The organism is Trinickia sp. Z7, assembly GCF_056498045.1.
The window spans coordinates 103,196-128,883 of record NZ_JAUEQW010000005.1 but is presented as its reverse complement, the minus strand read 5'-3'; the positions used below and the strand labels follow the sequence as shown (position 1 = coordinate 128,883).

Genomic DNA, 25,688 nt, shown 5'->3' with positions numbered 1-25,688 from the left:
TGGGCGGCTCGGTCTTGGCGAGACCTTGCGCCGGCATTACACTCTCGGACTCGATGCACGCGAGAGCGCGGCCGGCTGAGGCTGGCATCCTGGCGCCGCCAGCGAGCGGCCGGCATGCGACGAAGTGTAGGCACAGCGGCGGCCGCTTTCGATGCTCAGGCCGCTCATTCGTCGTGAGCGCATTTGCCACGGGGCGGCTGCGTGCACCGGCAGGTCGAAAGCAACAAGACATGGACAAAGAAAAAGGGACCATCGCCGTCAGGCTCGTCGAAGAAGCCGTTCGTTGCGTGAAGCGCCGCGGCGCCGATCCTGCGCCCATGCTCGAGCAAGCGGGCATCTCGCCGCAGTTGCTGGCGGCCCCGCACGCCCGCGTCTCCTCGGCGCAATACGGCGCGTTGTGGAATGCGATCGGCCGTGGGCTCGACGACGAGTTCTTCGGTCAAGATTCGCACCCGATGCGCAGCGGCAGTTTCATCGCGATGTGCCAAGCGGCGCTGACCGCACGTAACGGCGCACAGGCAATCGCACGCACGACGGGATTCATGCGGCTCGTGCTGGACGATCTCGCTGCCCAAGTCGACGCGACGCATGAACGCGTACGCCTGGTGTACCGATTGCGCGAGGGCGTGCGCGAGAAGGAAATGTTCGCCTACGCGACCCACTTCATCCTCGTGTATGGCGTCGTCTGTTGGCTGGTCGGGCGGCGCATTCCGGTGCATGCAGCACGCTTCAGTTGCGCCGAGCCTGCTGCGGGGCACGAATACCGCTCGATGTTTTGCGACGACCTGCGCTTCGGCGAACTCGCCTCTTATGTCGACCTCGCGCCGGCGTTCTTGGAATTGCCCGTCATTCAAACGGCGAACTCGCTGAAAACGTTTCTGCGCAATGCGCCTGCGAGTTTCATCGTCAAGTACCGCAACCCCGATTCGCTCGGTGCGCGCGTGCGGCGCGCGCTGCGGACGCACCCGATCGAGGCATGGCCCGGCGCCGATACCCTGGCCGTCGAACTGGGTCTCGCCGAAGCGACGATGCGGCGCAGGCTCAAGCGCGAAGGGGAGACCTTTCAATCGATCAAAGACGCGTTGCGGCGGGACATGGCCATCTCCGCCTTACAAGGCGGTGACCGAACCATTGCCGACATCGCCGTCGCGCTCGGCTTCGCCGAGCCAAGCGCGTTCCATCGTGCTTTTCGCAAGTGGACCGGCGCTCGACCGACCGACTATCGGCCGCCCAAGGCTGCCCGCCGCTGAGCACGCCGATTGCTCCACCACAGCACGTTGAGGCGCCTTGATGCCGCCTACGAATTGTCGCTCGACTCTTCAGCGCAATTGCCTATCTTGTAACGTATAGGCGAGCCGTGCATAGGAGTTCGAGGTGAGGGACATGGATAAAACCGTCAACCGGTTCCGCGGTACCGCATCGAGTTGGGTCGGATGGGGCTTGCCGTCATCGCGGTACTGATGCTGATTACGGCCGGGGCCGTCCACGCAATGCGCGCGTCGAATCGACTCGTTTATCCCGGCTCTATAATGCCCAGCAGATAGCATGGCCTTTTGCCTTACCGTTATTGAACGGCCCATTTTCATTTAGCTCGAACGGATCAGGCACGCGCATTGCTCATTGCCGTTCCGCCTAATGCCTATGAGCACGGCAGTGTGCGCACAATTGCGCTGTTGCGAAGACCAGGGCGTCTGGTCCAGGTCCGAGCGGCGGAGCCCCAGCGCTTACGATTAACCGTATGGAGGAATGAGTCCGTGACGACGTACAAGGAATTACTAGCAAGAAAACAAGCACTCGACGCAGAAATTGAGCAGGCGCGCAAAGAGGAAGCGGATGCGGCGCTCGCAACGATTCGCGAGACTATCGCCGCATTCGGATTTACCCCGGACGACGTATTTGGTCCGCGCCGGAAATCGCGAGCCGCGCACAATACCGCTCCGCGTTTTCGCCACCCGGAAACCGGCGAAACGTGGGGTGGCCGCGGGCCCCGTCCTCGCTGGTTGAAGGGCAAAGACCCCGAACAATTTCGCGTGGGCAACTGAGGGGGGGCGGCTCAATCACGAACGGGGCTGATGCGCAGCGCCGGCAAACGAGTGCCGGGAACCGGTGCTTCGCCCTTCGGCCGACGGTAAAACTGCGCGTCCTTTCTCGTAAATTCTTCCGGCGGCCGGCAGCGCCTAACGCTCGATATCGATCGTCATGGCGATATCGCGAGCGATTTCGATCGCACGCCGGTAAGACGCGTTGAATTGCACGCCCAATTGCTCGAAACCGGCGGCATCCCCTTTGGATGCCGCCGCTTCGATTTCCGCGCAAAGCTCGCCGAGCGGCAGGGCGCCGATCGAACGCGAAGAGGACTTCAATTTATGCGCAACGGACGCGGCTTCGCGAGCGCGGCCGTTCGCCAAGTGCTCGCGCAACTGTTCGGCCAGTTCCGCCGAGCATTCGATGTATTCCATCAGCAACGCTTGCACCGTCTCACGATCGTCGCCGACGATGCTCTTGAGCACGCCTATATCCACGACTGCATCGGCTTGTTCGCCGATGGGGCGAGCTTCGTCCCGCTCGTCGAGCCCGCGCTCGCTCGGCCCCTCGGCAACTGCCGCAGCCGCATCGCGACCGCCATGACCGGGCGCGGGCGCGACGGGCTCCGGCGCCGCGGCACCAGGCGAGTGCGGCGCTTGGGCTTCTTGGCGGCGCTCGGCGGTCCATTGGATGAGGGCCTGCTCGAGCAAGTGCAGCTTGAGCGGCTTCGTCAGGTAATCGTCGATGCCGAGCGCCTTGGCGCGATTAGCTTCGCCGGTGATCGCATTGGCAGTGAGCGCCACCACCGGCACACGTGCGCGGGCCTCTTGCGCTTCCTCGGCGCGGATGGCCTGTGCGAGCTCATAGCCGTCCCGTCGGGGCATGTGCAGATCGGTCAATACGAGCGTATAGGGCTTGGTGCGCCACATCTCCAGCGCTTGCTCACCGTCCACGGCCATATCGGCCGCATAGCCGAGCAGCGCCAGTTGCCGCGATATCACACGCCGATTGATCTCGTCGTCTTCGGCGACGAGCAGCATGACGCCGTCGGCGACGCTGCGCACGCTCGCTTCATCCTCTTGCCCGCCGACGGCAACGGCATCGCCATGGCCGCGGCCGGCCGCGAGGGCAACCGCATCGACCAGCACCCGCCGGCGCAGCGCTTGAGCGCCGAGCGTCACCGTGCCGCCGGTTCGCGTCATCAAGGCCAGGCTGCGCGACGCCGCGATTTGCACGTCGCCGAGCAGCATCGAGGCCGTATGCGACCCGCGAGGTGCAACCGCCTCGGCGGCGCAGCGTTCGTCGTGAACCAGCACCCGCGCGCCATTCGCGCGTGCGAGGGCTTGCGCGGCATCGTGCGGGCCCGTCACGATCTCGACCTGCGCGCCTGCGTGACGCAAGTACTCGGCGGCATCTTCGCCGTGCCAGTCGGGCGACGCGACGACGATGCACGACAAGCCGGATAGGTCGGCGACAGCGCGCTGCGTGCCGCCGTCAGCCAGCTCGAGCGGGAGCACCACGGTGAAGGTCGATCCGCGCCCCGGCTCGCTTTGCACGGACATTTCCCCGCCCATCATTGCAACGAGACGGCGGCAGATCGCAAGTCCGAGGCCGGTCCCGCCGAAGCGCCGAGTGGTCGATGCCTCGGCTTGGCTAAACGGCTGGAACAGTTTTCCGAGGGTGTCGGCCGTCATGCCGATCCCGTTGTCGCTGACATCGAAGCGCACTTGCGCAGCGGCGCCCTCGACGAGCGTCGCGCGCAGCGCCACCTGGCCTTGCACGCCGTGGCGGCCTGCGGAAAACTTGATCGCGTTGCCGACGAGGTTGTAGAGAATCTCGCGCAGACGCGTATCGTCGAACATCGCGCTCGGCGGCAGTTGCGTCGAAACGTAAGTGCGCAGGGCGACGCCGCGTGCGTCGGCCACGGTGACGAGCGAGGTCGACAGCCCGTCGACTACCTCTTCGATCGATGTCGACACGCGATCGATTTGCAGCTTGCCCGCCTCGATCTTCGAGAAATCGAGGATGTCGTCGATGATCTTGAGCAGCGCCGACGCGCAATCGCGAATCGTGCAAACCATTTCCTTCTGATCGGCCGACAGCGACGATCGCATCAAGACCTCGGTCATGCCGACGACGCCGTTCATCGGCGTGCGAATTTCGTGGCTCATGGTCGCGAGAAAAGCGCTTTTCGCCCGAGACCCCGCTTCCGCATCGCAACGCGCCTGCTCGAGTTGCGCGCCCTTGGCGATTTCCCGATCATGTGCGGCGGCCAAATTCGAGAGCAACGCCTTCGTGCGGCGTTCCGCTGCGACGATCAAAACGGTGAGCATGACGGCGGCCGCCAGCAACAGGAAGCTACGCGTGCGCCATGCCGCCAGGAACTCGTCGGTCGAGTAGCCGACGACGACCGCGAGCGGATAGTCTTTTAGCGTGCGATAGCTGATGACCGCGTCGCGGCTGTCGATGAACGACGCCGCGCGCAAATTGCCCGATGGCGAACGTGCGAGCGCCTCCCTCAGCGGGTCGCGTGGGGGCAGCGTCGCGCCGACCGCTTGATTGCGACCGGAGCGCAGCGCGCGGACGATATAGTCGCGCGTGCCGACGACCGCAACGACGCCGTCCGCGCCTATGCGCAGACCGTTGTACAGCTCGGTGAAGTAGCTCGGATCGACCGATACGACGACGACGCCGAGAAAGCGACCGTCGAGCGAACTGATGCGTTGCGACAGTTGCAGCGATGGCTTTCCGCTCGCGCGGCCGATCACCGGCCGGCCGATCATCAAAGCGTTGCTGGGGTTGTTCAAATGAATGCGAAAGTGCTCTCGGTCGGACAAGTCGATCGGTTTGAAGCCGGGCACGGTGGAGGCGCGCAAGTACCCGTGCGAATCGAGCACGGCCACCTGCACGAACACATCGAGCTTGAGCAATCCGGAACTGACGTAGTAGGCGAGCGGGATCGATACGCCGTCGTTTTGCACCTGCCAGGAAACGAGCGCGGCGACTTGTTCGGCTTCGCGCATGACACGCACGGTGTGGGCGGTCAGGGCGTCGGCGAGCGCCATCGCGCCGGAGCGCGCGCTGCGCATTTCTGCGTTGGCGTCCCAAATGGTCAGCGCGCCGAGCGCGAACCACAGCGATGCAATCAAGAGCAGCGTCTGCAGCTTCACGCGCGTGAAGCGGGGCAGCATCGACTTGCGCGACGGGCCAGGCGCCGAAACGCGCGGTGTGTCTTCTTCGGAAACTGGGGGAGCATCCATATGCGACACTCGCAAAAAACGGGGAAGCTGCAATGACGCAGTCATCGCGCGGATAACCGTTATTACGGCGCGCGGCGCGGAAACTTCAGACTTGTTTTTTGGAAGTGCAAGGGGCGAGAGGCGACGAATTGGAACGGCCCGTATCGATCGAATCCGATCGACACGGGTTCCAGGTGGGCCCGGCCGCGATTTAGCGCTCCGATAGCTCGGTCGAAGCGAACATGCGATGTCGGCCGGCGCCCATAGTGCGAGCGCTAGACCGGATTTAAGCGATCGCAGCGCTTTTTCTGCTCGAAGCAGGGGACTTGCACTCAAGCGTGGCTCGTGCGCGGCTCGGCGTCCGGCAGCGCAGCCTGCGAGGCATCCGACACCACTTCGAGCCGATAACCATGCCCATAAACCGGCATCAATCTGACCCCGTGCTCGGGCTTCAGTTGCAGCTTCGACCGCACGCGCGACATGTGCGTGTCGAGCGTGCGGGAAATAGCATTGGGCGGTTGCCCCCAAAGCGTGCCGCCGATATGTTCGCGCGATAGGATTCGTCCCACATGTTGGAACAACAGCAGCACGAGATCGAATTCGCGGCCGGTCAATTCGATCGGCACATCGTGCAGGAAGCACGTGCGGCCGACCGCATCGATTCGGTAGCGGCCCACCTCGATCACGGTTTGCGCTGCCCCCGCGCCGGGATAGGCGCGGCGGGCGAGCGCATCGATGCGCGCAAGCAGTTCGGAGTTGCCGATCGGTTTGACCATGTAATCGTCGGCGCCGGACGAGAGCGCCGTGACGATGTCGGTTTCGAGCGAGCGGCTCGTCATGAACAAGATCGGAATGCGCTCGGTCAAATTGGCGCGCGCCCAGATCGTCACCTGGTGTCCGGTGACCCCGGGAACGCTCCAATCGAGCAGCAGCAAATCGTAACGCTCGCGTTTTAATCGGCGGATGAGTTGACTGCCATCGCGGAACACCTCGCATTCGTGACCGTTTGAAGTCAAGATCGACTCCATATGTTCCGCGAGAATGTCGTCGTCTTCCAAATAAGCGATCTTCATTTCGTACTGGTCTCGAATGGATGAATGACGTATGCCTCTGAAGCGTGCGGCTCGCTTTTTCAAGCGAATTGTAGCGTTTTTACCAAAGTGTGGATTGAGTCGGGCGCGGCGTGAGCCCCGCTTGACATTTGTTTGCAATCGCTTTTTCTCTCTGCTTTTGTCTATCTGCGCGGCCCCATAACGGGTTCTCATGCGGCACTGTGCTTACGCATGAACGAATTCGATGCAAAACCATGCGAAATTCGTTAAGCTCGCGGGCTGGCAGCGCGTGTCCGCCATTGCGCGGTAAATATTCTTCGAAGAGGTGCCCATTCCGAGGCTGCCCTCATCGCTCATCGCAAGCGCTGTTTCGTAAAAAAACAACGGAGCATTGATAGATACGACGATGCACAGCCGATTAGCCGTCTCTTGCGCAGCCTTGACCGGCGAAACATTCGATATCGACAACGGCGGCCGTCTTTCGCGTCGAGCGCGCTCGCTTGCGGCGATAGTCGGCATAGCGCTTTCTCTACTATTTGCCGCACCCCTGCAGGCGCAAACGATCGACGCGCACAAGACGGTCACTTACGTGACCGCGGCGGGGGATACGCTCTACGAAGTCGCGCAGCGCTATTTGAGCGACGTGCGCGGGTGGCGCGAATTGGCCGGCTTGAACCACGTCAGTGCGCCACGGCGCCTGCCTGCCGGCATCGCGTTGCGCTTGCCGCTTGCTTTGCTGCGCCGCGATGCGATGCCGGTGAGCGTCATTGCGACGAGCGGTCCGGTGATGCTCCGAAGCCGCGACGCCGTGGCTCGCGTCGCGCTGGCGCCGGCCGTGCCGTTGCTCGTCGGGCGGGTGCTCGGCGAAAACGATGCGGTCAGCACGGGCCCCAACGGATTTGCAACGCTCGAACTGGCCGACGGCTCGTACGTGAGCCTCACGCCTAATACCAGTATCGTGCTGTCGATATTGCGCAAGATGGCGTTGACCGGCATCAACGAACGCGTGATCGAGCTCGAGCACGGCGAGGTCAGCAACGAGGTGACGCACGCCAAACAGCCCGGCGACCGTTTCGAAATACAAACGCCGTCGATTGTCGCCGGCGTGCGCGGGACGCACTTTCGCGTGCAGATCGCGCCTTCGATGACGGCGGTCGAGGTGCTGGACGGCAAGGTCGCACTGGGTGTGACCAAGGACGCCGTCCGGCCGGAAACGAGTCGCCCCGCTGCCGGCACGGCGCAATTGGTGGCGGCCGGCGAAGGCAGCGCCACGCCCACCGGCGGCGACATCGGCGCGCCTTTGCCGTTGCTGCCCTCACCGGCCCTCGTGGATCCCGGGAAGGTGCAAGACGGCCAAGCGGTCACCTTCGACCTCGAGCCGGAAGCCGACGCGCGAGCCTATCGTGTGCAGATCGCGCGTGACGCCGATTTACTCGACTTGATCCGCGACACGCGCGTCCAAGCGCCTACGGCCGTGTTCACCGACGTGCCCGACGGCACCTACTTCGTGCGCGTATCCGCAATCGACAGTCACGGCTTGGAAGGGCTGCCCCGTGTCTATGCGTTCGAACGCCGCGCGAACCAGGTCGACACCGCCGCCGAGCCAACCAACGGCTCCCATGAATACCGTTTTCTTTGGCGAGCCTCGCGCGCCGACACCGCCGGCACGCGGTTCCGCGTGATGCTCTCGCACCATCGAGACTTGCGCGACCCCGTTGTCGACGCAGTCGATTTGACTGCCACGTCGCTCGTCGTTTCACGACTGCCGCCCGGCGATTACTACTGGTGCGTCATCGCCGAGCAATATGAAGACGGGCGTTTTTATCAGACGATTGGACCGGTGCGCGAATTCACGCTGGCACATTGAGGAATGGCAGAATGACCCATGAGCAGACGCTTGCGACGCCGTCCCAGCATCGCTCGAACTGGCGGCCGGCGCTCAGTGTTTGGCAACGCTTCGTGTGCGAATGGCTCTTCATCGGCAGCCTTGGGGTGGCAATCGTCTCGGCCTGCATCTACGGCCAAGTCGCGGCCAACCTCGATCGGCTCATCTACGATCGGTTGCTGACGTTGCATACGCAGCCGCTCGCCGGCGACATCGCGATCGTATGCATCAACGACGAAAGCATAGCGGAGCACGGGCGTTGGCCCTGGCCGCGCGATCAGCAGGCTCGCTTGATCGATGCCGTGGCGCATGCCGGCGCCGCCGCGATCGTGTACGACGTGCTGCTGACGGAGCCCGCCCCGGGAGACGACGATCTCGCTCGGGCGCTGCACACCGCGCCGACCTATTTACCGCTGTTCGTGGATCCGCGCAGCGGCACGCAAGTCGTCCGTCCGTTGCCCCGGTTCGCGACAGCGGCGGCAGCCAGCGGGCATATCGACGTCGAGCCGGATGCGGACGGCATCGTCCGCGGCGTTTCCCTGCGAGAGAACGCGGGGGGAGCTAGCTGGCCTTACATCGTCATGCCGTTGTTCAACGATATTCGCAGCGGCAAGCTTGCGATTGCGGGCGGACGGTACCGCGCCGAGCCCGGCGAAGGGATGGCCACGGCCGTGGGGTCGTCGGACGAGGCGTTCGAACGCGCGGGAACACGCATACTCGTGCCGTTTTCGGCGCGGCTGCCGCGAGAGAACTACATCTCTGCCGGACAATTGCTCGGAGGCAACCTCCCGCCCGACGCATTACGCGGCAAAGTCGTTTTCGTCGGGTTGACCGCCTCGGGCCTGTACACGCATTTGGCGACGCCCCTATCGGGGCAGTGGGGCCCAACCTCCGATACCTTGCTGCACGCCAATGTGCTCAGTGCGTTGTTGACTGGGCGCGCGATCCATCAGACGGATTCGACGTGGCTGTTCGCCATATCGGTGACGCTGTTGGCCGTTTTGCTCGCGGGCTTCCTGTTCTTTTCGCCGTGGCGAACGCTGGTGCTGACGTTCGGCCTGGCCGTCGTTTCGATCGCGCTGAGCGCCGTCATGCTCGAGCGCGCTTATGTCTGGATCTCCCCAACGCCAGCCTTGGTCGCATTGCTGATCGTCTACCCGCTGTGGAGCTGGCGCAGGCTGGAAATGACGATGTGGCGGTTGCAACGCGAGCTTCAGCGGCTTGCCGACGATGCCGACATTTTGCCCAACTTCTCGGCTCAACCGCGCGGCGTGCGTGGCGATGCCCTCGAGCGGCACATCGCGCTGGTCGAGCAAGCGGCCGATCGCGTGCAAGATATGAAGCGGTTCGTCTGGGATTGCCTCAATAGCCTGCCCGAGCCGATTCTGATTGCCGACAGCCAAGGTCTCGTGTGCGTCGCGAACAAAGCGGCGCGTAACTATTTCGCGCGCATGGACAGTCCCGCGCCGGAGGGCCGCGCATTGATTCACGCCCTTGGCGAACTGACGTTCATCAAGACGATCGGTCCTGAGGCCGTTGCCGATGCGGAGATTCAAGCGCATTGGCCGGCCGTGCTCGACCCGACCGATATGAGCCGCGTATGGACCGTCAAACGCGGTATCGAAGTGCGCGACCGCGTCGGTCGCGACTACTTGTTGCGCTACGCCCGGTGCCGCAATGCGCGCGGTGAGGTGTCGGGATTTTGGGTGGTCGGCCTGGTCGAAGTGACGGCGCTTCATACGGCCGAACAAGCGCGGGAAGATGCATTGAGGCTGTTGTCTCACGATATGCGTTCGCCGCACGCATCGGTGCTCGCGTTGATCGAAGAAGAAATCGCCTCGACGCCTTCCGATCGCATGCGCACGCTGTTGCAGCACATCGAGCGCTATACGCGGCGCGCGCTGACGTTGGCCGACGATTTCGTGCAACTGACGCGCGCGGAATCGCAAGCCTACGATTTCGAACCGGTGAATTTAGTCGACGTCGTGCTCGATGCGAGCGACGAGATCTGGCCGCAGGCCCGCGCGAAGCGCATTCGCATCGAGACGCGGTTCGACTCGGAGGCGCACTGGATTCGCGCCGACCGCTCGCTAATGACACGGGCGATCACGAACCTGCTGAACAACGCCGTGAAGTACAGCCCGAACGACACGGTCGTTCAGGTGACCTTGGCGCCGGGTGCGCCGAGGCGCATCGACTGCCGCATCGCCGATCAAGGCTACGGCATGGCCGAGGAAGCGCGGGCTCACATATTCGAGCGTTTCCGCCGCTTCCGAGTGCCGGGGCAGCCGCACTCGCAAGGGGCAGGTCTCGGCATGGCGCTCGTCAAGACCGTAGTCACCCGCCATGAAGGGGAAGTGAAAGTGGAGAGCGAGCCCGGGCGCGGAACGGTCGTCACCGTGTCGGTGCCGCAGTGGGACGGCGCGACTTGAATGCGAGCGCGTTGCGCGGCGCTGCCGCGCGCCACGCGGGCGCTGCAATGCCGATGACAAAGACCAAACAACGACTCGATCGAACATGAGACAGATTTTGTTGCTCGCGGCTTGCGTGGCCGTGCTGACGGGATGCGCGGGAACGGAGACGGCCGTGCGCGTGCGAGCCGCGCCGGGCTTGAGTTCAGGCGAGCACACGTACGCGTTTGCGGACAGCCCGCCGGGCGTCGCCGATCCCGACAAAATGCGCTGGGAGGCCGCTGTCGCCAGGCGGCTCGCGCAGTTCGGGTTCTCCGCCGCGCCGGCTCGATCGGCGCAATATCGCGTCGCACTCTCGCACGACACGCGCCTCGCGTCCGCCACCCTGGCCTATGCACCCTGCGCAGGGGCGAGCCCGTGCGGCCCGCCGCCGCCATTGCGCGCTCCCGGCTTTCCGTGGCCCGGTATGAAAACCTACGCGCATTCGCTCACGCTGCGGTTCTTCGATCGCGCCGATGGCCGGGAAATCTATGCCGTGAGCGCGACCACGCGCGACCGCGAATCGAGCGCGTCGGCCGCCGTCGACGCGCTCGTCGCCAGCGCGCTGGCGCGGGTGCCGTTCCAACGCGAAACGCCGAACGAGGCCGGAAGCGACGCAGAAGGAGGCGGGCCGACCGAATGGAAAGTCACGTTGCGCGAGGGCGAGCGTGATACGGAACCGCGCGTGACCGGCGTCGCTCCGATGCCACGCTGAGGGGAGGCGAAGCGCCGGGACGACGCCATGCGCGTTTCGTGTTCCGGCTTCTCGCCGGCGCCGGGATCGGCCGGTGAGGGTTTGCATCGGGCGACAGCCCCGGCTCGTGCTCACCGCAAATCTTCCGTAGAATGCGCAGTCGGGCCGATTCACTCTCCGTGGAGACATGCGATGAGCACAACAACGACGCCGTCCGACGCCACCCTGCCGTCAGTTCGCCGCATGACGGGCTGGTACGCGAACTTTCTCCTAGCAGCGTTCGCGCTGCTGCCTGGCTACCTGATCGCCTATCTCTACTACTTCCAAGACCCTCGGCTGCTGTTCGAAAGCCACACGTTCCATGAGTTCGCCATTGCCGCCGCGACGCTCGAAGGCGCGTTCGTCAGCTACGTGACCTGGCAGTGCTATCGCCTCTCGGGCGAGCCGATTTTGCGTTGGTTGACGCTCGGCTTCACGGGGTTCGTACTGGTCTATGCGCCGCATGGCGCGTTCACGCCCCTCGCGCACCACCACATGTGGCTGTTCTTGCTGTACGGCCCGGCCTCACGTCTCGTGATGGCGATCCTGCTGTTCATCGGCCTGCTGTCCTACGAAGCGCGCACCGACTCCGTCGACCGGCGCACCGATCGATGGCTGTGGGGGATGTGGATGGTTGCCTTCGTCGTCGTCGATCTCTTGGTCGCCGTGCTCGCGAATTCGGCGATCGCGGGTTCGCTGGCGGTGCGGCTATCGCTCGAAGGCGGCGCAATGGTGATTTCGCTACTCAACGCCGGCTGTCTGGTCGCACGCAGAATTCGCTCGCCGCTCATGCAAATCTTCGGTATTTCCGTGATGGCGTTCGCTTTGTCTTCGCTTGCCTTTATCCTCGGCAAACCGTGGAATCATATGTGGTGGCTGGCCCACGCTATATTCGCGGGCGGGTTCTTCTTGCTCAGCTACGGCATCGTTCAGGCCTTTCACACCACGCGCTCGTTTTCGACGATTTACAGCCAAGCCGATCTCCTGGCTCGCCTGCAACAAGAAATGACCCGCACCGAGGGCGCGTTGCAAGAGCTGCAACGCAGCAATCAAAAGCTCGAATCGCTGGCGGCCGTCGATCCGCTAACGGGAGCCATCAACCGGCGCGCGTTCGTCGAACGCTTGGAGGCGGAGGCGGGTGCGGCTAAGCGAGGCGGCACGCCGTTCTCGCTGCTGGCCCTCGACATCGACAATTTGCAGCGTATCAACGAGCGTTTCGGCGAACGCATGGGCGACGAGATCCTGAAGGCCGTGACGGCGACATGCATGGAAGCGATGCGGCCCTATCAAGGGCTCGCGCGCGTAGGCGGTGGCGAGTTCATGGCGATGCTACCCCATGCCGCACTCGATACGGCGCTCATGGTAGGGGAGCGCATCCGCGCGGCAATTCAATCGTTGTATTTCGAGGGCGGGAACGAACGTTTCTCGGTCACCGCGAGTATCGGCATCGCCCAATTCGGTCCCGACGGTACGACGGGCGACACCGTCATGCGCACGGCCGACGAACGCTTGAAGCGAGCGAAAACGCACGGCCGCAACTGCGTCATCGCCGTCTGAGCCGTCAAAGCGGTAGCGGTCCGAGCCGTTCGAGCCGCACGCCCATAGAAGCGCAGCAGCGGCCCGATCGAAAGGCAACGCGCCAGCGGTTCGATCGACGCCACTCGATGCAGCCGGACTTAAGGCTGCGTTAAGCAGCCCTGTGACATGCTGCGCCGAGCAAAGCCACTTCGAAACGGATGAATCATGCGTTTGCTGTTGGTCGAAGACGACCGAATGATTGCCGAGCCCGTGCTCGATTCCATGCGCCGTGCCGGCTATGCGATCGACTGGGCCGAGGACGGGCGCGCGGCCGAGCTCTCGCTCGACAACGACGTCTACGATCTCGTGCTGTTGGATCTGGGGCTGCCGAAGAAAGACGGTATCGCTGTCTTGCGGGCTTATCGCGACGCGGGCGGCATCGCGCCTGTCATCATTCTGACGGCACGCGACGCAGTCGATGAACGCGTGCGCGGCCTCGATACGGGGGCCGACGATTACCTCGTCAAACCGTTCGACCTCGACGAACTTGCGGCGCGCGTGCGAGCGCTGCTGCGGCGGCGCACCGGGCAAAAACAGCCTGTCTACACCCATGGGGAACTCGCGCTCGATCCCGCGGCTCACGAAGTCACCAAGGACGGCGTGCCCGTTGCGCTCGTCCCTCGAGAGTTTGCACTGCTGCACGCGCTGATCGAAGCGCCCACACGTGTGCATACCAAGCCGGAACTCGAGGAGAAGCTCTACGGCTGGGGGGCGGAGGTGGGCAGTAACGCGGTGGAAGTCCACGTTCACAGCTTGCGCCGCAAGATCGGCCCCGAGCAGATCGTGACCGTACGTGGTGTCGGCTATCGTTTGAAGCGCATTGCATGAGTTCGATCCGCCGCTGGCTCCTAGGCTGGCTCATTTTTGGTTTCATGGCGGCATCGGCTATCGCGGGCTATGGCATTTTCAGAACCGTGCACGAAGAGGCCAACGAGCTATTCGACTACGAATTGCACGCGGTGGCGCTTTCGGTGCCGCCCACGCTCGCCGGGGCCGACGCCTTGACGCACGCCCCGGTGCAATCGCGGGAAATATCCGACGAACGCATCGCGATCGAAGTATGGGACGCGAAGGGCCGGGGCATCTACCGCTCGCCCGATGCCCCTGGCATCGGCCAGCTAACCGAAGGCTTTCGCACGATCGAACGCGGGGAGAAGCATTGGCGCGTGTTCGGCCTGCGCCAGAACGAGCGCTTCGTGCAAGTCGCCCAGCCTGTGTCCGTACGCGAGGCGCTCGCGGTGCGTCTAGCATTGCGCACGCTGTGGCCGCTCGGCCTTTTGCTGCCGTTGATCGTTGTGCTCGTGCTGATCGTGGTCTCGCGCGGCTTATCGCCGATCCGTGCGCTTTCGCGCGCCTTGTCGACGCGTTCGCTCGATGCGCTCGAGCCCTTGCACCCCGAAGGCTCGGTGCCCGAAGAGATTCGGCCCTTGGTCGACGCGTTGAACGACTTGCTGCAGCGGCTGCACGCCGCGTCGAGCGCGCAGCGCACGTTCATCGCCGATGCGGCGCACGAACTGCGCTCGCCGCTAGCGGCGCTCAAACTTCAATTGCAAGCTGCCGAGCGCGATGGCTCGCTCAAGGGCGAAGGGGAGACGCTCGCCCGCATCGAAGCACGCTTGAATCGCATCATCCGCCTCGTGCAGCAATTGCTTGCGCTCGCGAGAGAAGACGCGGAGCCATCGGCGTTACTGGCGCCTGTCTCGTTGCGTCGCCTTGCGGAGCAGGCCGTGGGGGACTTCTCGTTGATAGCCGAAGCGAAATCGATCGATCTGGGGCTCGAGCTTGCCGCCGCTGCAGGCGAAGACGATCCATTCGAAGTGCGCGGCGATCCGAACGGTTTATCGGTACTCCTAAATAATCTCGTCGACAACGCGATCCGGCACACGCCGCAAGGAGGCCGCGTCGATTTGATTCTGCGCCGCATTGGCTCGCGGGTCGATTTCGAGGTTTGCGATACCGGCCAGGGTATCGCAGAAGCCGAGCTCGCGCGAGTCTGCGATCGATTCTATCGAGGGGAAGGGGCGGCGGGCGAGGGCAGCGGCCTGGGCTTGGCGATTGCCTCGCGCATCGCGAGCCGCCACGGGGCCGCTCTGACCTTGCGCAACAATGCGCACGGCATTGGATTGTCGGTCACGGTATCGCCTCTGCAAGCCGCTTCACCCACCCTTCATGAGAGGGCGGGCTGATGTGCGCGTTTGCTTTCCCTTTCCACTTGGTAGCCGTCGGAGGTAGATAGGCGCTGCGAGCGCCAACGCAGGCGGGGCGGGAGAGGTCCGCAAGTGAGCCGTATCTCATCGCTCGCCCGCTTCCTCTTGCCGCCGGTACTGGGCGGCAAGCTTGTCTTGTTGCGTCGGCGGCACGGGATCGTAATGGCTCAGTTCGATGCTGTAGTTGCCATCGCCCCCCGCCATCGCGTTCAGGCGCGATTGATACTCGCTCAGTTCGGACAACGGCGCTTTCGCGGTCACCACCACCGATTGGCCGTTGAGCGTCCGTGAGCCGTGAACCTGCGCCCGCCGCGACGATAAGTCGCCGATGATGTCGCCCATCGCCGCCTCGGGCGCGGTGACTTCGAGATCGACGACAGGCTCGAGCAAGGTCGGTTGCGCTTTGAGCACGGCATCGATGAATGCTTTGCGGCCCGCGACGACGAATGCAACCTCCTTCGAATCGACGGGATGGTACTTGCCGTCATGAACCACCACACGAACGTCCTGCATCGGAAAACCGGCGAGCGGGCCGCTTTCGATGACTTGAAGAATGCCTTTTTCGACGGCGGGCATGAATTGCCCTGGAATTGCACCGCCCTTGACCGCATCGACGAACTCGTAACCGGCGCCGCGCGGCAACGGCTCCACGCGCAGCATGACTTCTCCGAATTGACCGGCACCGCCCGTTTGCTTTTTGTGGCGGTAGTGCCCTTCGGCCGCCGCGCCGATCGTCTCCCTGTAGGCGATCTTGGGCGGCCGCGTGAGCACTGCGAGCTTATATTGATCGGCAAGCCGCTCGAGCATATGCCGCAAGTGCAGTTCGCCCAAACCACGCACGACCGTTTCGTTCGTTCCTGCGGGATGTTCGATCCGCAAGCAGGGATCTTCGGCGGCGAGCTTCTGCAGAATCTCCCACAGGCGCTGCTCGTTGCCGCGGCGTTCCGGCTCGATGGCGAGCGCGTAGATCGAGTTCGGAAACTCGAGCGGCGCGAGATGGATGTCGCCATCCTCGAGCGCATCGTGCAAGACGGCGTCGTAGCCTATCTCGTCGACCTTCGCCGTTGCGCATATATCGCCCGGCCCCGCTTGCGCGATGTCGGCGTGCTCCTTGCCTTGGAGCCGCATCAGGTGGGCGACGCGAAAAGGCTGGCGCGCGCTGCCGATGTACAGCAGTGCGTCGCGCCGCACCGTTCCTTGGTGCACGCGGAACACCGCCATTTTGCCGATGTAGGGGTCCACCACGATCTTGAAGACGTGTGCTAGGACGTGCTTGCCGGCGTCCGGCGCCGCGCGCACCGTTTCTCGCCTACCGTCGACTTCGCGGTAAAAGAGGGGAGGGTTGCCTTCGAGCGGGCTGGGCAGCAAGCGCACCAAGACGTCCAAGAGCTGCTCGATCCCTGCGCCCGTCGCGGCCGATGCAAAGCAAATCGGCACCAAATGCCCTTCGCGCAACGCTTGCTCGAGGGGCGCATGCAATTGTTCCGGTTCGATCGCTTCGCCCTGCTCGAGATAAAGCTCCATCAAATCGGCGTCCAGTTCGATGACCTGGTCGACGAGCGCGTCGTGCGCCGATTGGACGCTGAGAAAATCGGCCTCGCCCGCGGGATTGAAAAAGCAATCGACCACATGCTGGGCCTGCTGCGCGGGAAGATTGATCGGCAAACAGGTTTTGCCGAATGCGTCTTGGATCTGTTCGACGAGTCCCGGCAAATCGACCTTCTCGCCGTCGATGCCGTTCACGATGATCATCGTGCAGAGTTTGCGTGCTTTAGCCCAGGCCATCATGCGGCGCGAGGCCATTTCCACGCCGATGCGCGCATTGATGACGAGCGCCACCGTTTCCACGGCAGCGAGGGCGCTCATCGAAAGCCCGCAGAAATCGGGGTAGCCCGGCGTGTCGACGAGGTAGACGCGCGTACCGTGGTAATCGAGGTGCGTCACGGCGGAGCTCAGCGAATGGTGGTATTTGCGCTCCAGCGGATCGGAATCGCAAACGGTGGTGCCGCGCTCCACACTGCCGGCGTTGTGAATGGCGCCGCTGCGATGCAGCAACGCTTCGATCAACGAGGTCTTGCCGCAGCCGGCATGGCCGACCAACGCGACGGTACGAATGGCTTCGGGGTGATGGTCCATGGCCGCCCTCGTCCTGCGATCGCAATGGGGCAATTATTGGCGAAAACGCGGCCTACCGCCAGGTGGATGCGCGCCGGTCGACCCTGCCGGCGGGCCGCCCGCGTGGCCTGGTGCGCAATAGCGGTGAGGGGCAACCGCGCAGGAAGCCTATCATGAGATCTATCATCATACTAATTAGGCCGCGCGAGCAGGATGAGTCCAGTGGTTATTCGAGATAAATCGAGCTCTTCCGGTTGAAACGATTTCTGCATCCAAACATTCAATACATAACAATTGTTAAGTCACCGATTGCGAAGTGCCGCCTCTCCAAGCGGAGTCGATGGGTTTCTAGGTGGTGGTTCGGTGTTGCGCAGTTCTTTCGTCCGCAATTCGGGTTTTTCGACCGTCGAATTTTGAACATGTGAAAAAGCACGATGGCTTTCCGTTATGGAATAACAATCCTAAATTTTCCTGTGCTTCCTTGACAGCGAAACTCTTACTCACTAGATTCTCTCTCAACATGTATTCGAAAAGATTCCGACCGAGTGGGCGCGAATCAATCGTGAAGCCGCCGTAGCGCGGCTCGTGCGGAGACGAGTTTTTGACGCGGGGCACCTTGGATGCAATGCTATCCGAAGCAAAGCGGTACTGATCGCCGCGCCGCGCGCGGCCTGTGGCGACAGCGGCACTCGGCGCTTCATCGTCCGGACCCGAGACGGCCACATGCCGTCCCTGGCCGCACCGGAATCCATCCTTACCAGTCCGTGGTTCGCGAGAAAGCCCGATAGCGGCTCGTCAACGCAGCGGCACACAAAGCTGCCACGTTTTTCCGATGCTTTCGGCCCTGACGCCGAGGGGTAACTGCACCTGATCGATGGCGATGCCCCCCGCGTGCCGGCACGGAGGATTACCAGGATGTTCGGTTCGAGTAGTAGCGACGTGTTTATTCATTAAATAACCGAGGGCATAAACATGGGCGGCGATGTCGTGCGTTATGGAGATTCAATCGTCTTGGAAAGTTGCGACGGTAGCGACCCTTTGTATTTGGGGTTCGTCAGGCGGTTCGAAGGCCGCCGCAATCCGCTGTTGCTGTCGACGGAGGTATCGGAAGCCGATAAGCATCCGGCAAGCGATTATCAGTGGCGCTTGCTGCCGGTGGTGGGCGCGAAGCGAAAATGGGGCGACCCCGTTCAGTTCGCCGATCGCCTCCGGCTACAAGCGGTCGACGACAAGGGCAACTCGCGGATGCTCTCGGTCAGCCGTTTGGATAATCGGTCGATCATGGCCGAACGGCGCCCGACCTGCGTCGACTCGTGCACCTGGTGGGTGACGTACACGAGCGAACTGAGGGTGGGGCGTGACGGCCACGTCTGCCCCTCGGGCGATCTGTCGCCACATCTCAAGTATGGAGAGCTGAACTACGTCGGACTCGTCAACGGCGCGCGATATCTGGCCGCGATAGACGACCAATACCGGATTCTGCGCAAGCGCACCGTATTGCTCGACGATTTGCCCGAGACCGGGACGGCGACATGGTGGCACGTCCGACGCTCGCTTCCCGAACGCGTATCGCCCGCGCGCGCAGTGCAAGGCGCGCTATCGGTGCGCGCGGGGACAGCGCGCGCGCTCTCGATCGCCTAGGGGACGCGTGGCCGGCTCGGCGCGCTTGGTCTGCGCCGAGCCCCGCACGCCTCATCGCCAAGCCAACGAACCAGCGCTTTCAGCGGCCTGCTGGAACTTGAATCGGAATCACTTGGAATCACGAAAAGCGCCGCACTCGCGTTCCGCATCGAACACGAGTGCGGATGACGCTCGCTCCGGTCAGAAACTGTGCTTGATCCCGATGTTGGCCGCGACCGTTCTCGCCGCCGTCGCCGTTCCACCGGCGAGGATCGACGTCTTCAGTCCTTCCAGCGGATCGACGGTGCCGACCGCCCCGGCATCGATGTACGCGAGTTGCTCATACAGCGTCGTGCGCTTCGAAAGGAAGTAGTCGTTGCTCAGCACCAGCGCTTTCGCTGCACTATTGTGCGCACCCCTGTATGCGTTGTAGTAACCGGCCAGCGTTGCGGTGTTCGCGCTGCTCCACCGGTAGTCGATGCCCGCGCCGAACGAATGAACCGTGGAGATGTCCGTCCCGGCGAGCGTGCGATCGATCACGTCGATATAGTTGAACTTGCCGGTTACCGGGCCATAGGGCACCGCGATACCGGCGCTCCACAGCCGGCTGACGTTCGCGCCAGTCACGCTGTCTGCGATCGTCTGATATGACGCAGAGACCGTAAGCGGGCCGGTATAGGTCGCGCCCAGGGAGATTTCGCTACCGCGCTTCAAACTGCCTGCGACGCCACCGAGCGAATAGGCCGCACCCATCCAGACGGGGCCCAGCGTGTTCGAGTATTGCACCGCGTTGCCGATGAACACGCCGACGTCGTTGCCGGGGCTGGTGCCCGCGCCCATGGCATTGCCCGGTGCGGCGAGCTGCGTATAAGCCCACGGATACAGACCCGACAGGTTCTCCTTCATGCCGCGCGGGTCGGTGGTCAGCGCGGCAAGCAACGACGGACTGTATTGGCGCCCGAGCGTCACCGTGCCCCACGTCGTGCTCAATCCGACATTGGCCTGGCGCCGGAAGATTTCCGCCGAGTAGCCCGGGCCGCTGGTCAGCGTGCCGGAATTGCTGCTGAAGTGGCCTTCGAGATCGAATACGGCCTTCATGCCGCCGCCGAGATCCTCAACGCCGCGAAGCCCCCAGATGCTTGGGCTGATACCGCCGGTCGCGAGCTGCACCTGACTGCCGGAGCCGGTGGCCGCGTGGTTCGTATAGAGCAGGCCCGCGTCGATGACTCCGTAGAGCGTCACCGACGATTGCGCGGCGGCTGCGCCCGCCGTGCAGCTGAGCATGACCGCCAGAACACATCGTCGATAGTGCTGATTCCGCATAGTGTCTCCATCAATTTTGAATTGGCCGAACCGGGTCGGCTCCTTTGTCGAGCAATGCACCAATCCCCTGAGGGAACGGCGCCGCGAGCGAATGCAACATGCATGCCAGTTTTTACTTGCCGTGTCGGCCCGATAGTTAGGACGCCTATGCATCGGGCGGGAGCCGGCAAGCCAGCCCCCGATAGCCCAAGCCCTGGGTTCTCGGATCGATCTCATCGAAGAGCGATGCGTCGGCTCGTGTGTTCTGTATTGCGACAACCTTGCGACAATCGGCGAACACTCGTACGGCAGGACGGAAAACGTTTCCGCCTGTTCAATGGTGTCGTGCATCCGTGCATTCGCACTGGGTTGCATTCCATCGAAGGCGTCTGCACGGGCCGGCCGCCGCGGCGAAGGAAGGTTGGTCGGATTTGGCAGGTCATGTGTGATGGACGCGAACATGACCTGAATCGGCGCGAGCGGCTCTGCGCGAGAGCCGCCGCCGCACCGCGAGGAACTACTTCAAGACTTCGGCAGCCCCCTATAGAGAGGGCGTGCGAATGAATGAGCGGATAGACAACCGGGCGCACGAGCGTGGCCGCTCGGGGCAAAAAGGACCGTCAGCGGCGTGCCGGCCCGGCCGCGACGTTCAGAAGAGCGAAACCTCGAACGACTGCGTTAGAACGTAACCGTCGTGCGCACGCCGACGACGAACGTATTGCGTAATGCTTGCGTTTGATCGTTTGGATTCTGGCCGGCCCCCGCATTGAAGGTGTACTGCGCGTCGCCTTGTACGATCCACCACGGCGTCACTTGATATTGGTAGGTTGCTTCGAGCGCAGTCTCGCTGCCGCGCACGACGTAGCCCCTGTCGGCGTCCAGCGCGCGCGCATGGCTACCCACCTTCACGTACGCGAGGGCCAAGCCGACGCTGTCGTTGTCCCGGCCCTTGAACGGGGCCTTCATGACCACACCCAGATTGGCGCTCATGCTGATGAGGTTGCGATCCCCGGGCGCACCCATTACCCGCGCGAACACGCCGATGCTGCGCGGGCTATCCGCGCCCGCGCGCCACACCATTTGATCGGCTACGGCATAAAAACTGTAATCGCCGCGGTGTTGCTCCGCGGCGCCGGTCGAAGCAGGGGAGGCCAGCGAAAGACCCGCGCCATCCGAGCGCTGATCGGCGAACCGTTCGTTGTTGTACCAGAGGCCAAGCTTGTAGGTGCCGGGCAATCCGCCGCTCGCCTTGACTGCATCGGAGCCGGCTTGACCTTGCGGCGGCTGGTTGACGGCGTACTGAAGCTCGCCGATGTAAAGCGCCCCATTGTGCAGATCGAAGCGGGTGCCGCTGCCGTTCAATCGCTGCGGATCGCCCACGCCGGGCGCCGGGTTGCCGTCGAATACGCCCGCCAGGGCCATGAGCGACGGCGTGAGTTGCGCCCGCACGCGCACGCCAAGCGAGGACAACGGATAAGCGGGGCCGCCCGAGGGCATATCGTACGAGGGCACGCCGGCCCACCCGAACATCGTGTTCACGAACGTGTTGGCGTACGTGCTCACCATGAATTCCTGGTCGAGGCTCTGCTGCCCGATCTTGACGTCGACACGCTCGCCCAGGATCGACTGCTGATACCAGAGTTCCCACAGACGCGTGGTGTCGTCCGCCTCGATGCCGCTCGCGGTGTTGAGCGTGCCCAGGTTGTATTGGCTCAGGTTGCGCCCATGAATCTGCAGCGCGCTCACGTTGAAAGCGCCGCCCGGCAGGCCGAAGGCCTTGGCGGTGTCGATGCCGAACGTCGCCGTGGTCAAACCGTCGTACGCGCCGCCGCGAGCAAGGCCGCCGCGCAGATTCGCGAGGTATTCGCTCGTCTCTGTCAGCGTGAAGGTTGCGCCGTGCTTATCGAGCCACGGACGCAGTCCGCCCATGTCGCCGAGCAAATTCTGACGCGTGGCGAGGCTATCGGATGCCTCCGGCGATGCGGCCTGGGCGCTGCTGTCGGCTCCGGCCGATTGCGGCGGCGAATCGGGCGCGCCCGCAGCCACGGCCGCGCACGATGTCAGCGCGCTCAAGACCAGCGCGGCGCAACGATTCAAAGGAAGGCAGGCGCAGCGGGCAACAGCTTGAGACATCGAAACTCCTTAATTTTTTCATGACGCGGCCGCCGCCGGTTGCATGGCGGGGACCCGGTTTGCGAAATGACGCATCGCGCCGCGTGGCCGAATGACTTGGCGCGAGATGGGAACGCATTCTACTCAGCAAACCGGAAAATTGAAACCGTAATGCGACTTATTCGCATTAGTCCTCGATGTTATTCGCGCAGCGCCGCTCGCCATCGTTGCGCGCGTTCCCCCTAAGCGCCCGGGTCTTCGTCGGGGATCGCGGCAAGCTCGGCAAGCCATGCGTCGGCGCTCGAATCGCTCGGCGCACGATAATCGCCGCGCGGCGATAAAGAGCCGCCGGAGCCGACTTTGGGGCCGTTGGGCAAACAGCTGCGCTTGAACTGCTGCCCGCCGAAGAAGCGCTGGAGAAACACGCCGAGCCACGTTTTGATCGCCCCGATCTCATAGCTGCGCCGCTTTTCCGGCGGCAAATCCGGCCATGATCCCAGCGCGACGTCATGCCACGCCGTCCATGCGAGAAAGGCGACTTTCGAAGGCCGGTAGCCGAAGCGCAGGAGATAGTACAAGTTGAAATCCTGCAATTCATAGGGCCCAACTTTGTCCTCCGTGCGCTGAATGTCCCCAGCTTCTCCCACAGGGATGAGTTCGGGACTGATCTCGGTATCGAGCACATCGAGCAAAACGGCGCTGGCCGCCTCGCTCACGGAGCCCCATTGCGCGCTACGGCGAATCAAGTATTGAATCAACGTCTTGGGCACGCTCGCGTTCACGCCATAGTGCGACATGTGATCGCCGACCCCGTACGTACACCAACCCAGTGCGAGCTCGCTAAGATCGCCCGTGCCCACGACGAGCGCGCCGTGTCGATTAGCGATCCTGAACAAATGGCTCGTGCGCTCGCCGGCTTGCACGTTCTCGAACGTGACGTCGTGCACCGGTTCCCCGTTCGCATAGGGGTGGCCGATATCCTCGAGCATGCGCAGGCAGCTCGGCCGAATATCGATCTCCTTCGCCTCGCAGCCCATGGCGGCGACAAGGCGTCGCGCCTGGTCGAGCGTACGCGCGCTCGTGCCGAAACCGGGCATGATGCAACCGATGACCGCCGTGCTGGGCAACCGCAATGCTTGGACAGCGCGCATGCATACGAGCAGCGCCTGGGTGGAATCGAGACCGCCCGAGACGCCGATGACGAGCCGTGACACATTGGCCGCCCGCATGCGGGTAACGAGCCCTTGCACCTGAATGTCGTAGACCTCGCGGCAACGCTCGTCCCGGCGCGCGGGGTCCGAGGGAACGTAGGGAAAGCGTTCATACGTGCGCGCGAGCGGCAGGCGAATCGTGCGCGGCAACGCGGCGGGCACCGATACGGTTCGAAAGCGGGCGCAGGCGTCGCGATGAGCATGCGCCGTGTCGCCGAACGTCGTTTGCCTCATGCGCTCGTTGACGAGCCGATCGAGATCGATATCGGCGAAGACGCATTGCGGCGCGTCGAGAAAGCGACGCGTCTCGGCCAGCGCATTCCCGTTTTCGTAAATGACGCCGTGACCGTCCCAGGCGAGATCCGTCGTCGATTCGCCGTAGCCCGCCGCGCTGTATGCGTACGCGGCCAAGCATCGAGCCGATTGATCGCCCACTAGCGCGCGGCGAAAATCGGCCTTGCCCACGGTCACGTTCGATGCGGACAGATTGAGCAACACCGTGGCGCCGGCCAAAGCCGCGAACGACGATGGCGGCACCGGCACCCATAGGTCTTCGCAGATCTCGATGTGGAACGTGAGCAGCGGTTGCTGTTCGAAGCGAAACAGCAGGGCGCTGCCGCATGGAACCTCGGCTTGGCCCAGCAGCGAAATAGATTCGCGCAGCAAACGATCGCCAGGCGCAAATTGCCTCGGCTCGTAATACTCCCGATAGTTCGGCAAATAGGTCTTGGGCACGACCCCGAGTAGCCACCCTCGGTGGATCACCGCGGCGCAGTTGAAAAGCATGCCGTCGATCTCGAGCGGCAAACCGACCACGACCACCGATTCGACGTCGCGCGAAGCAGCCGCCACCTCGCCCAGTGCGGCGAGGCTCGCATCGAGCAACGCGCGCTGATGAAACAGATCGTCGCATGAGTACGCCGACAGTCCCAGCTCGGGAAACAGCGTCAAGGCTGCGTGTCGCCCTTCGGCTTCACGCAGGAGCGCTATCGTTTCCTTGGCGTTCGACGCGGGGTCCGCCACATGGGTACGTGGTACGGCAACCGCGATGCGTGCGAAGTTGTGCCGGTACAAATTGAAGAAACTCGGTCCATCGGTCATCGCACATCCCCCTCGGTCGAAAAGGCGAAATCGGCTGGCGGAAAGCGGCGCTCGGCACGCAGCGGACGGCGCGGCGGGTCCCTCGCGAACGGCCGTGGTCTCCGCTCTTACGCGATGCCGGGGCGCGCTTTCCGTATTGATAGCAGATCGGGGCGGCACATGCCGTTCGTTCGCGCTTTCGCGTCGCGCAAGGGCCGATGGATCCCGCGGGGGATCGCTCGACGGCGCCCGCTACGGGAAGATTGCCGCCGCCGCAGGGCATATCGCGCGACCGACCGTTGACCTTGGTCAACCGCCGCGTCTTCACGCATGCCTATAGTCAATGCATCGAAGATGACCACCCATTCGTCACGTGCGATCCAGGCAAATCAGGGAGATTGTGATGTTGTCCATAAAGAATCTGAAGATGGCCGCGCTTGCCGCGGCAGGCGCGGCGCTCGTTTCGATCACCGTGGCGCCCGCACCGGCGTTCGCCCAAGCGTCCGGCGCCAGGGGTTCCGGCGGCAGAAATGGCTATGGTCCGGGTTCCGGCATGATGGGCGGCGGCTATGGCTACGGCATGGGCATGGGCATGGGCATGATGGGTGGAGGCCCTGGTCGAGGCATGATGGGCGGCGAATTCGGCGGCGGTCCCGGCATGATGGGCTACGGCGGCGGCTGGTTGGACGCGTTGGGCCTGAGCGACGAGCAGCGAACCAAGATCAATCGGATCCAAGACGATACGCGGCACGCACATTGGGCGCTCATGAACAGCATGATGGATCAGCAGGCCAAACTGCGCGACTTGTACGAAGCGCCCAAGCGCGATTCGGCGGCGATCGACGATACCTACAAGACGATCGGCGATCTGAGGCAAAAAATGATCGACTCTTCGGTCGAAGCGCACAAGCGGATGGAGGCGGTGCTCACCGCCAAGCAGCTCGAGAAGCTGCGCGCCTATCGCGAGCAGGATCGCTGGGGCTGGTAACCGCGCGTAGAAAAAAAAGGCCGAACGAATCGTTCGGCCAAATCGCCTCGTCAGTCGGAGATCGATGCGGGTCTCGCCCGCGAAGAAGGTG

General features: G+C 63.5%; 16 protein-coding genes. 10 read left to right on the top strand and 6 right to left on the bottom strand.

The features are described 5' to 3' along the window. The first annotated feature begins 230 nt into the window (after positions 1 to 230). Positions 231 to 1,250, top strand: coding sequence for an AraC family transcriptional regulator (locus QQS38_RS11375; protein WP_479645477.1), 1,020 nt, complete (start codon positions 231 to 233; stop codon positions 1,248 to 1,250). A gap of 504 nt (positions 1,251 to 1,754) precedes the next feature. Continuing rightward, entirely contained in the window at positions 1,755 to 2,042 is a 288-nt protein-coding gene (locus tag QQS38_RS11370; RefSeq protein ID WP_479645476.1) for an H-NS histone family protein, read from the top strand. Positions 2,043 to 2,177: 135 nt separating this feature from the next. Here QQS38_RS11370 and QQS38_RS11365 read toward each other — a convergent pair whose 3' ends face one another. Both QQS38_RS11365 and QQS38_RS11360 read right to left on the bottom strand, forming a co-directional pair. Continuing rightward, positions 2,178 to 5,285, bottom strand: a complete 3,108-nt coding sequence (locus tag QQS38_RS11365; RefSeq protein WP_479645475.1) for a hybrid sensor histidine kinase/response regulator — start codon at positions 5,283 to 5,285, stop codon at positions 2,178 to 2,180. 311 nt (positions 5,286 to 5,596) lie between these two features. Continuing rightward, on the bottom strand, positions 5,597 to 6,337 hold the full coding sequence (locus QQS38_RS11360; protein ID WP_479645474.1) for a response regulator transcription factor: 741 nt from the start codon (positions 6,335 to 6,337) through the stop codon (positions 5,597 to 5,599). Between the two features lie 385 nt (positions 6,338 to 6,722). On the opposite strand from QQS38_RS11360, the gene QQS38_RS11355 reads away from it, so the two are divergent. The 6 genes from QQS38_RS11355 (at position 6,723) to QQS38_RS11330 (ending at position 15,148) form a co-directional block, all read left to right on the top strand. Then, positions 6,723 to 8,183, top strand: coding sequence for a FecR domain-containing protein (locus tag QQS38_RS11355; protein WP_479645473.1), 1,461 nt, complete (start codon positions 6,723 to 6,725; stop codon positions 8,181 to 8,183). A gap of 11 nt (positions 8,184 to 8,194) precedes the next feature. Then, positions 8,195 to 10,633, top strand: a complete 2,439-nt coding sequence (locus QQS38_RS11350; protein ID WP_479645472.1) for a CHASE2 domain-containing protein — start codon at positions 8,195 to 8,197, stop codon at positions 10,631 to 10,633. An 85-nt stretch (positions 10,634 to 10,718) separates the two neighbouring features. Further along, positions 10,719 to 11,366: a DUF4136 domain-containing protein gene (locus tag QQS38_RS11345; RefSeq protein ID WP_479645471.1), complete on the top strand. Its 648-nt coding sequence runs from the start codon at positions 10,719 to 10,721 to the stop codon at positions 11,364 to 11,366. A 222-nt stretch (positions 11,367 to 11,588) separates the two neighbouring features. After that, positions 11,589 to 12,941 (top strand): GGDEF domain-containing protein, encoded by a 1,353-nt coding sequence (locus QQS38_RS11340; RefSeq protein ID WP_479645677.1) that lies wholly within the window; start codon positions 11,589 to 11,591, stop codon positions 12,939 to 12,941. 186 nt (positions 12,942 to 13,127) lie between these two features. Beyond that, positions 13,128 to 13,790: a response regulator gene (locus QQS38_RS11335; protein WP_479645470.1), complete on the top strand. Its 663-nt coding sequence runs from the start codon at positions 13,128 to 13,130 to the stop codon at positions 13,788 to 13,790. Beyond that, positions 13,787 to 15,148 (top strand): ATP-binding protein, encoded by a 1,362-nt coding sequence (locus QQS38_RS11330; protein WP_479645469.1) that lies wholly within the window; start codon positions 13,787 to 13,789, stop codon positions 15,146 to 15,148. The genes QQS38_RS11335 and QQS38_RS11330 overlap by 4 nt, the downstream gene beginning before the upstream one ends. A 105-nt stretch (positions 15,149 to 15,253) precedes the next feature. Here QQS38_RS11330 and fusA read toward each other — a convergent pair whose 3' ends face one another. Then, entirely contained in the window at positions 15,254 to 17,305 is a 2,052-nt protein-coding gene (gene fusA / locus QQS38_RS11325) for an elongation factor G (protein ID WP_479645468.1), read from the bottom strand. A gap of 951 nt (positions 17,306 to 18,256) precedes the next feature. Here fusA and QQS38_RS11320 point away from each other — a divergent pair. After that, entirely contained in the window at positions 18,257 to 18,925 is a 669-nt protein-coding gene (locus QQS38_RS11320; protein WP_479645467.1) for a hypothetical protein, read from the top strand. 180 nt (positions 18,926 to 19,105) lie between these two features. Here the strand turns inward: QQS38_RS11320 and QQS38_RS11315 are convergent, their stop codons facing one another. The 3 genes from QQS38_RS11315 to QQS38_RS11305 all read right to left on the bottom strand — a co-directional run bounded on the left by QQS38_RS11315 (position 19,106) and on the right by QQS38_RS11305 (position 24,630). Beyond that, positions 19,106 to 20,668 (bottom strand): porin, encoded by a 1,563-nt coding sequence (locus tag QQS38_RS11315; protein ID WP_479645466.1) that lies wholly within the window; start codon positions 20,666 to 20,668, stop codon positions 19,106 to 19,108. A 216-nt stretch (positions 20,669 to 20,884) separates the two neighbouring features. After that, on the bottom strand, positions 20,885 to 22,339 hold the full coding sequence (locus QQS38_RS11310) for a carbohydrate porin (protein WP_479645465.1): 1,455 nt from the start codon (positions 22,337 to 22,339) through the stop codon (positions 20,885 to 20,887). Positions 22,340 to 22,560: 221 nt separating this feature from the next. Further along, positions 22,561 to 24,630 (bottom strand): NAD(+) synthase, encoded by a 2,070-nt coding sequence (locus tag QQS38_RS11305; protein WP_479645464.1) that lies wholly within the window; start codon positions 24,628 to 24,630, stop codon positions 22,561 to 22,563. 382 nt (positions 24,631 to 25,012) lie between these two features. On the opposite strand from QQS38_RS11305, the gene QQS38_RS11300 reads away from it, so the two are divergent. Beyond that, on the top strand, positions 25,013 to 25,597 hold the full coding sequence (locus QQS38_RS11300; RefSeq protein ID WP_479645463.1) for a Spy/CpxP family protein refolding chaperone: 585 nt from the start codon (positions 25,013 to 25,015) through the stop codon (positions 25,595 to 25,597). Positions 25,598 to 25,688: the final 91 nt, after the last annotated feature.

Coding starts and splice junctions, on each gene's coding strand:
- QQS38_RS11300 (WP_479645463.1), top strand. CDS start 25,013: ATGTTGTCCATAAAGAATCTGAAGATGGCCGCGCTTGCCGCGGCAGGC.
- QQS38_RS11330 (WP_479645469.1), top strand. CDS start 13,787: ATGAGTTCGATCCGCCGCTGGCTCCTAGGCTGGCTCATTTTTGGTTTC.
- QQS38_RS11365 (WP_479645475.1), bottom strand. CDS start 5,285: ATGGATGCTCCCCCAGTTTCCGAAGAAGACACACCGCGCGTTTCGGCG.
- QQS38_RS11315 (WP_479645466.1), bottom strand. CDS start 20,668: ATGTTCGCGTCCATCACACATGACCTGCCAAATCCGACCAACCTTCCT.
- QQS38_RS11310 (WP_479645465.1), bottom strand. CDS start 22,339: ATGTCTCAAGCTGTTGCCCGCTGCGCCTGCCTTCCTTTGAATCGTTGC.
- QQS38_RS11360 (WP_479645474.1), bottom strand. CDS start 6,337: ATGAAGATCGCTTATTTGGAAGACGACGACATTCTCGCGGAACATATG.
- QQS38_RS11305 (WP_479645464.1), bottom strand. CDS start 24,630: ATGACCGATGGACCGAGTTTCTTCAATTTGTACCGGCACAACTTCGCA.
- QQS38_RS11350 (WP_479645472.1), top strand. CDS start 8,195: ATGACCCATGAGCAGACGCTTGCGACGCCGTCCCAGCATCGCTCGAAC.
- QQS38_RS11375 (WP_479645477.1), top strand. CDS start 231: ATGGACAAAGAAAAAGGGACCATCGCCGTCAGGCTCGTCGAAGAAGCC.
- QQS38_RS11345 (WP_479645471.1), top strand. CDS start 10,719: ATGAGACAGATTTTGTTGCTCGCGGCTTGCGTGGCCGTGCTGACGGGA.
- QQS38_RS11335 (WP_479645470.1), top strand. CDS start 13,128: ATGCGTTTGCTGTTGGTCGAAGACGACCGAATGATTGCCGAGCCCGTG.
- QQS38_RS11320 (WP_479645467.1), top strand. CDS start 18,257: ATGGGCGGCGATGTCGTGCGTTATGGAGATTCAATCGTCTTGGAAAGT.
- QQS38_RS11355 (WP_479645473.1), top strand. CDS start 6,723: ATGCACAGCCGATTAGCCGTCTCTTGCGCAGCCTTGACCGGCGAAACA.
- fusA (WP_479645468.1), bottom strand. CDS start 17,305: ATGGACCATCACCCCGAAGCCATTCGTACCGTCGCGTTGGTCGGCCAT.
- QQS38_RS11340 (WP_479645677.1), top strand. CDS start 11,589: ATGACGGGCTGGTACGCGAACTTTCTCCTAGCAGCGTTCGCGCTGCTG.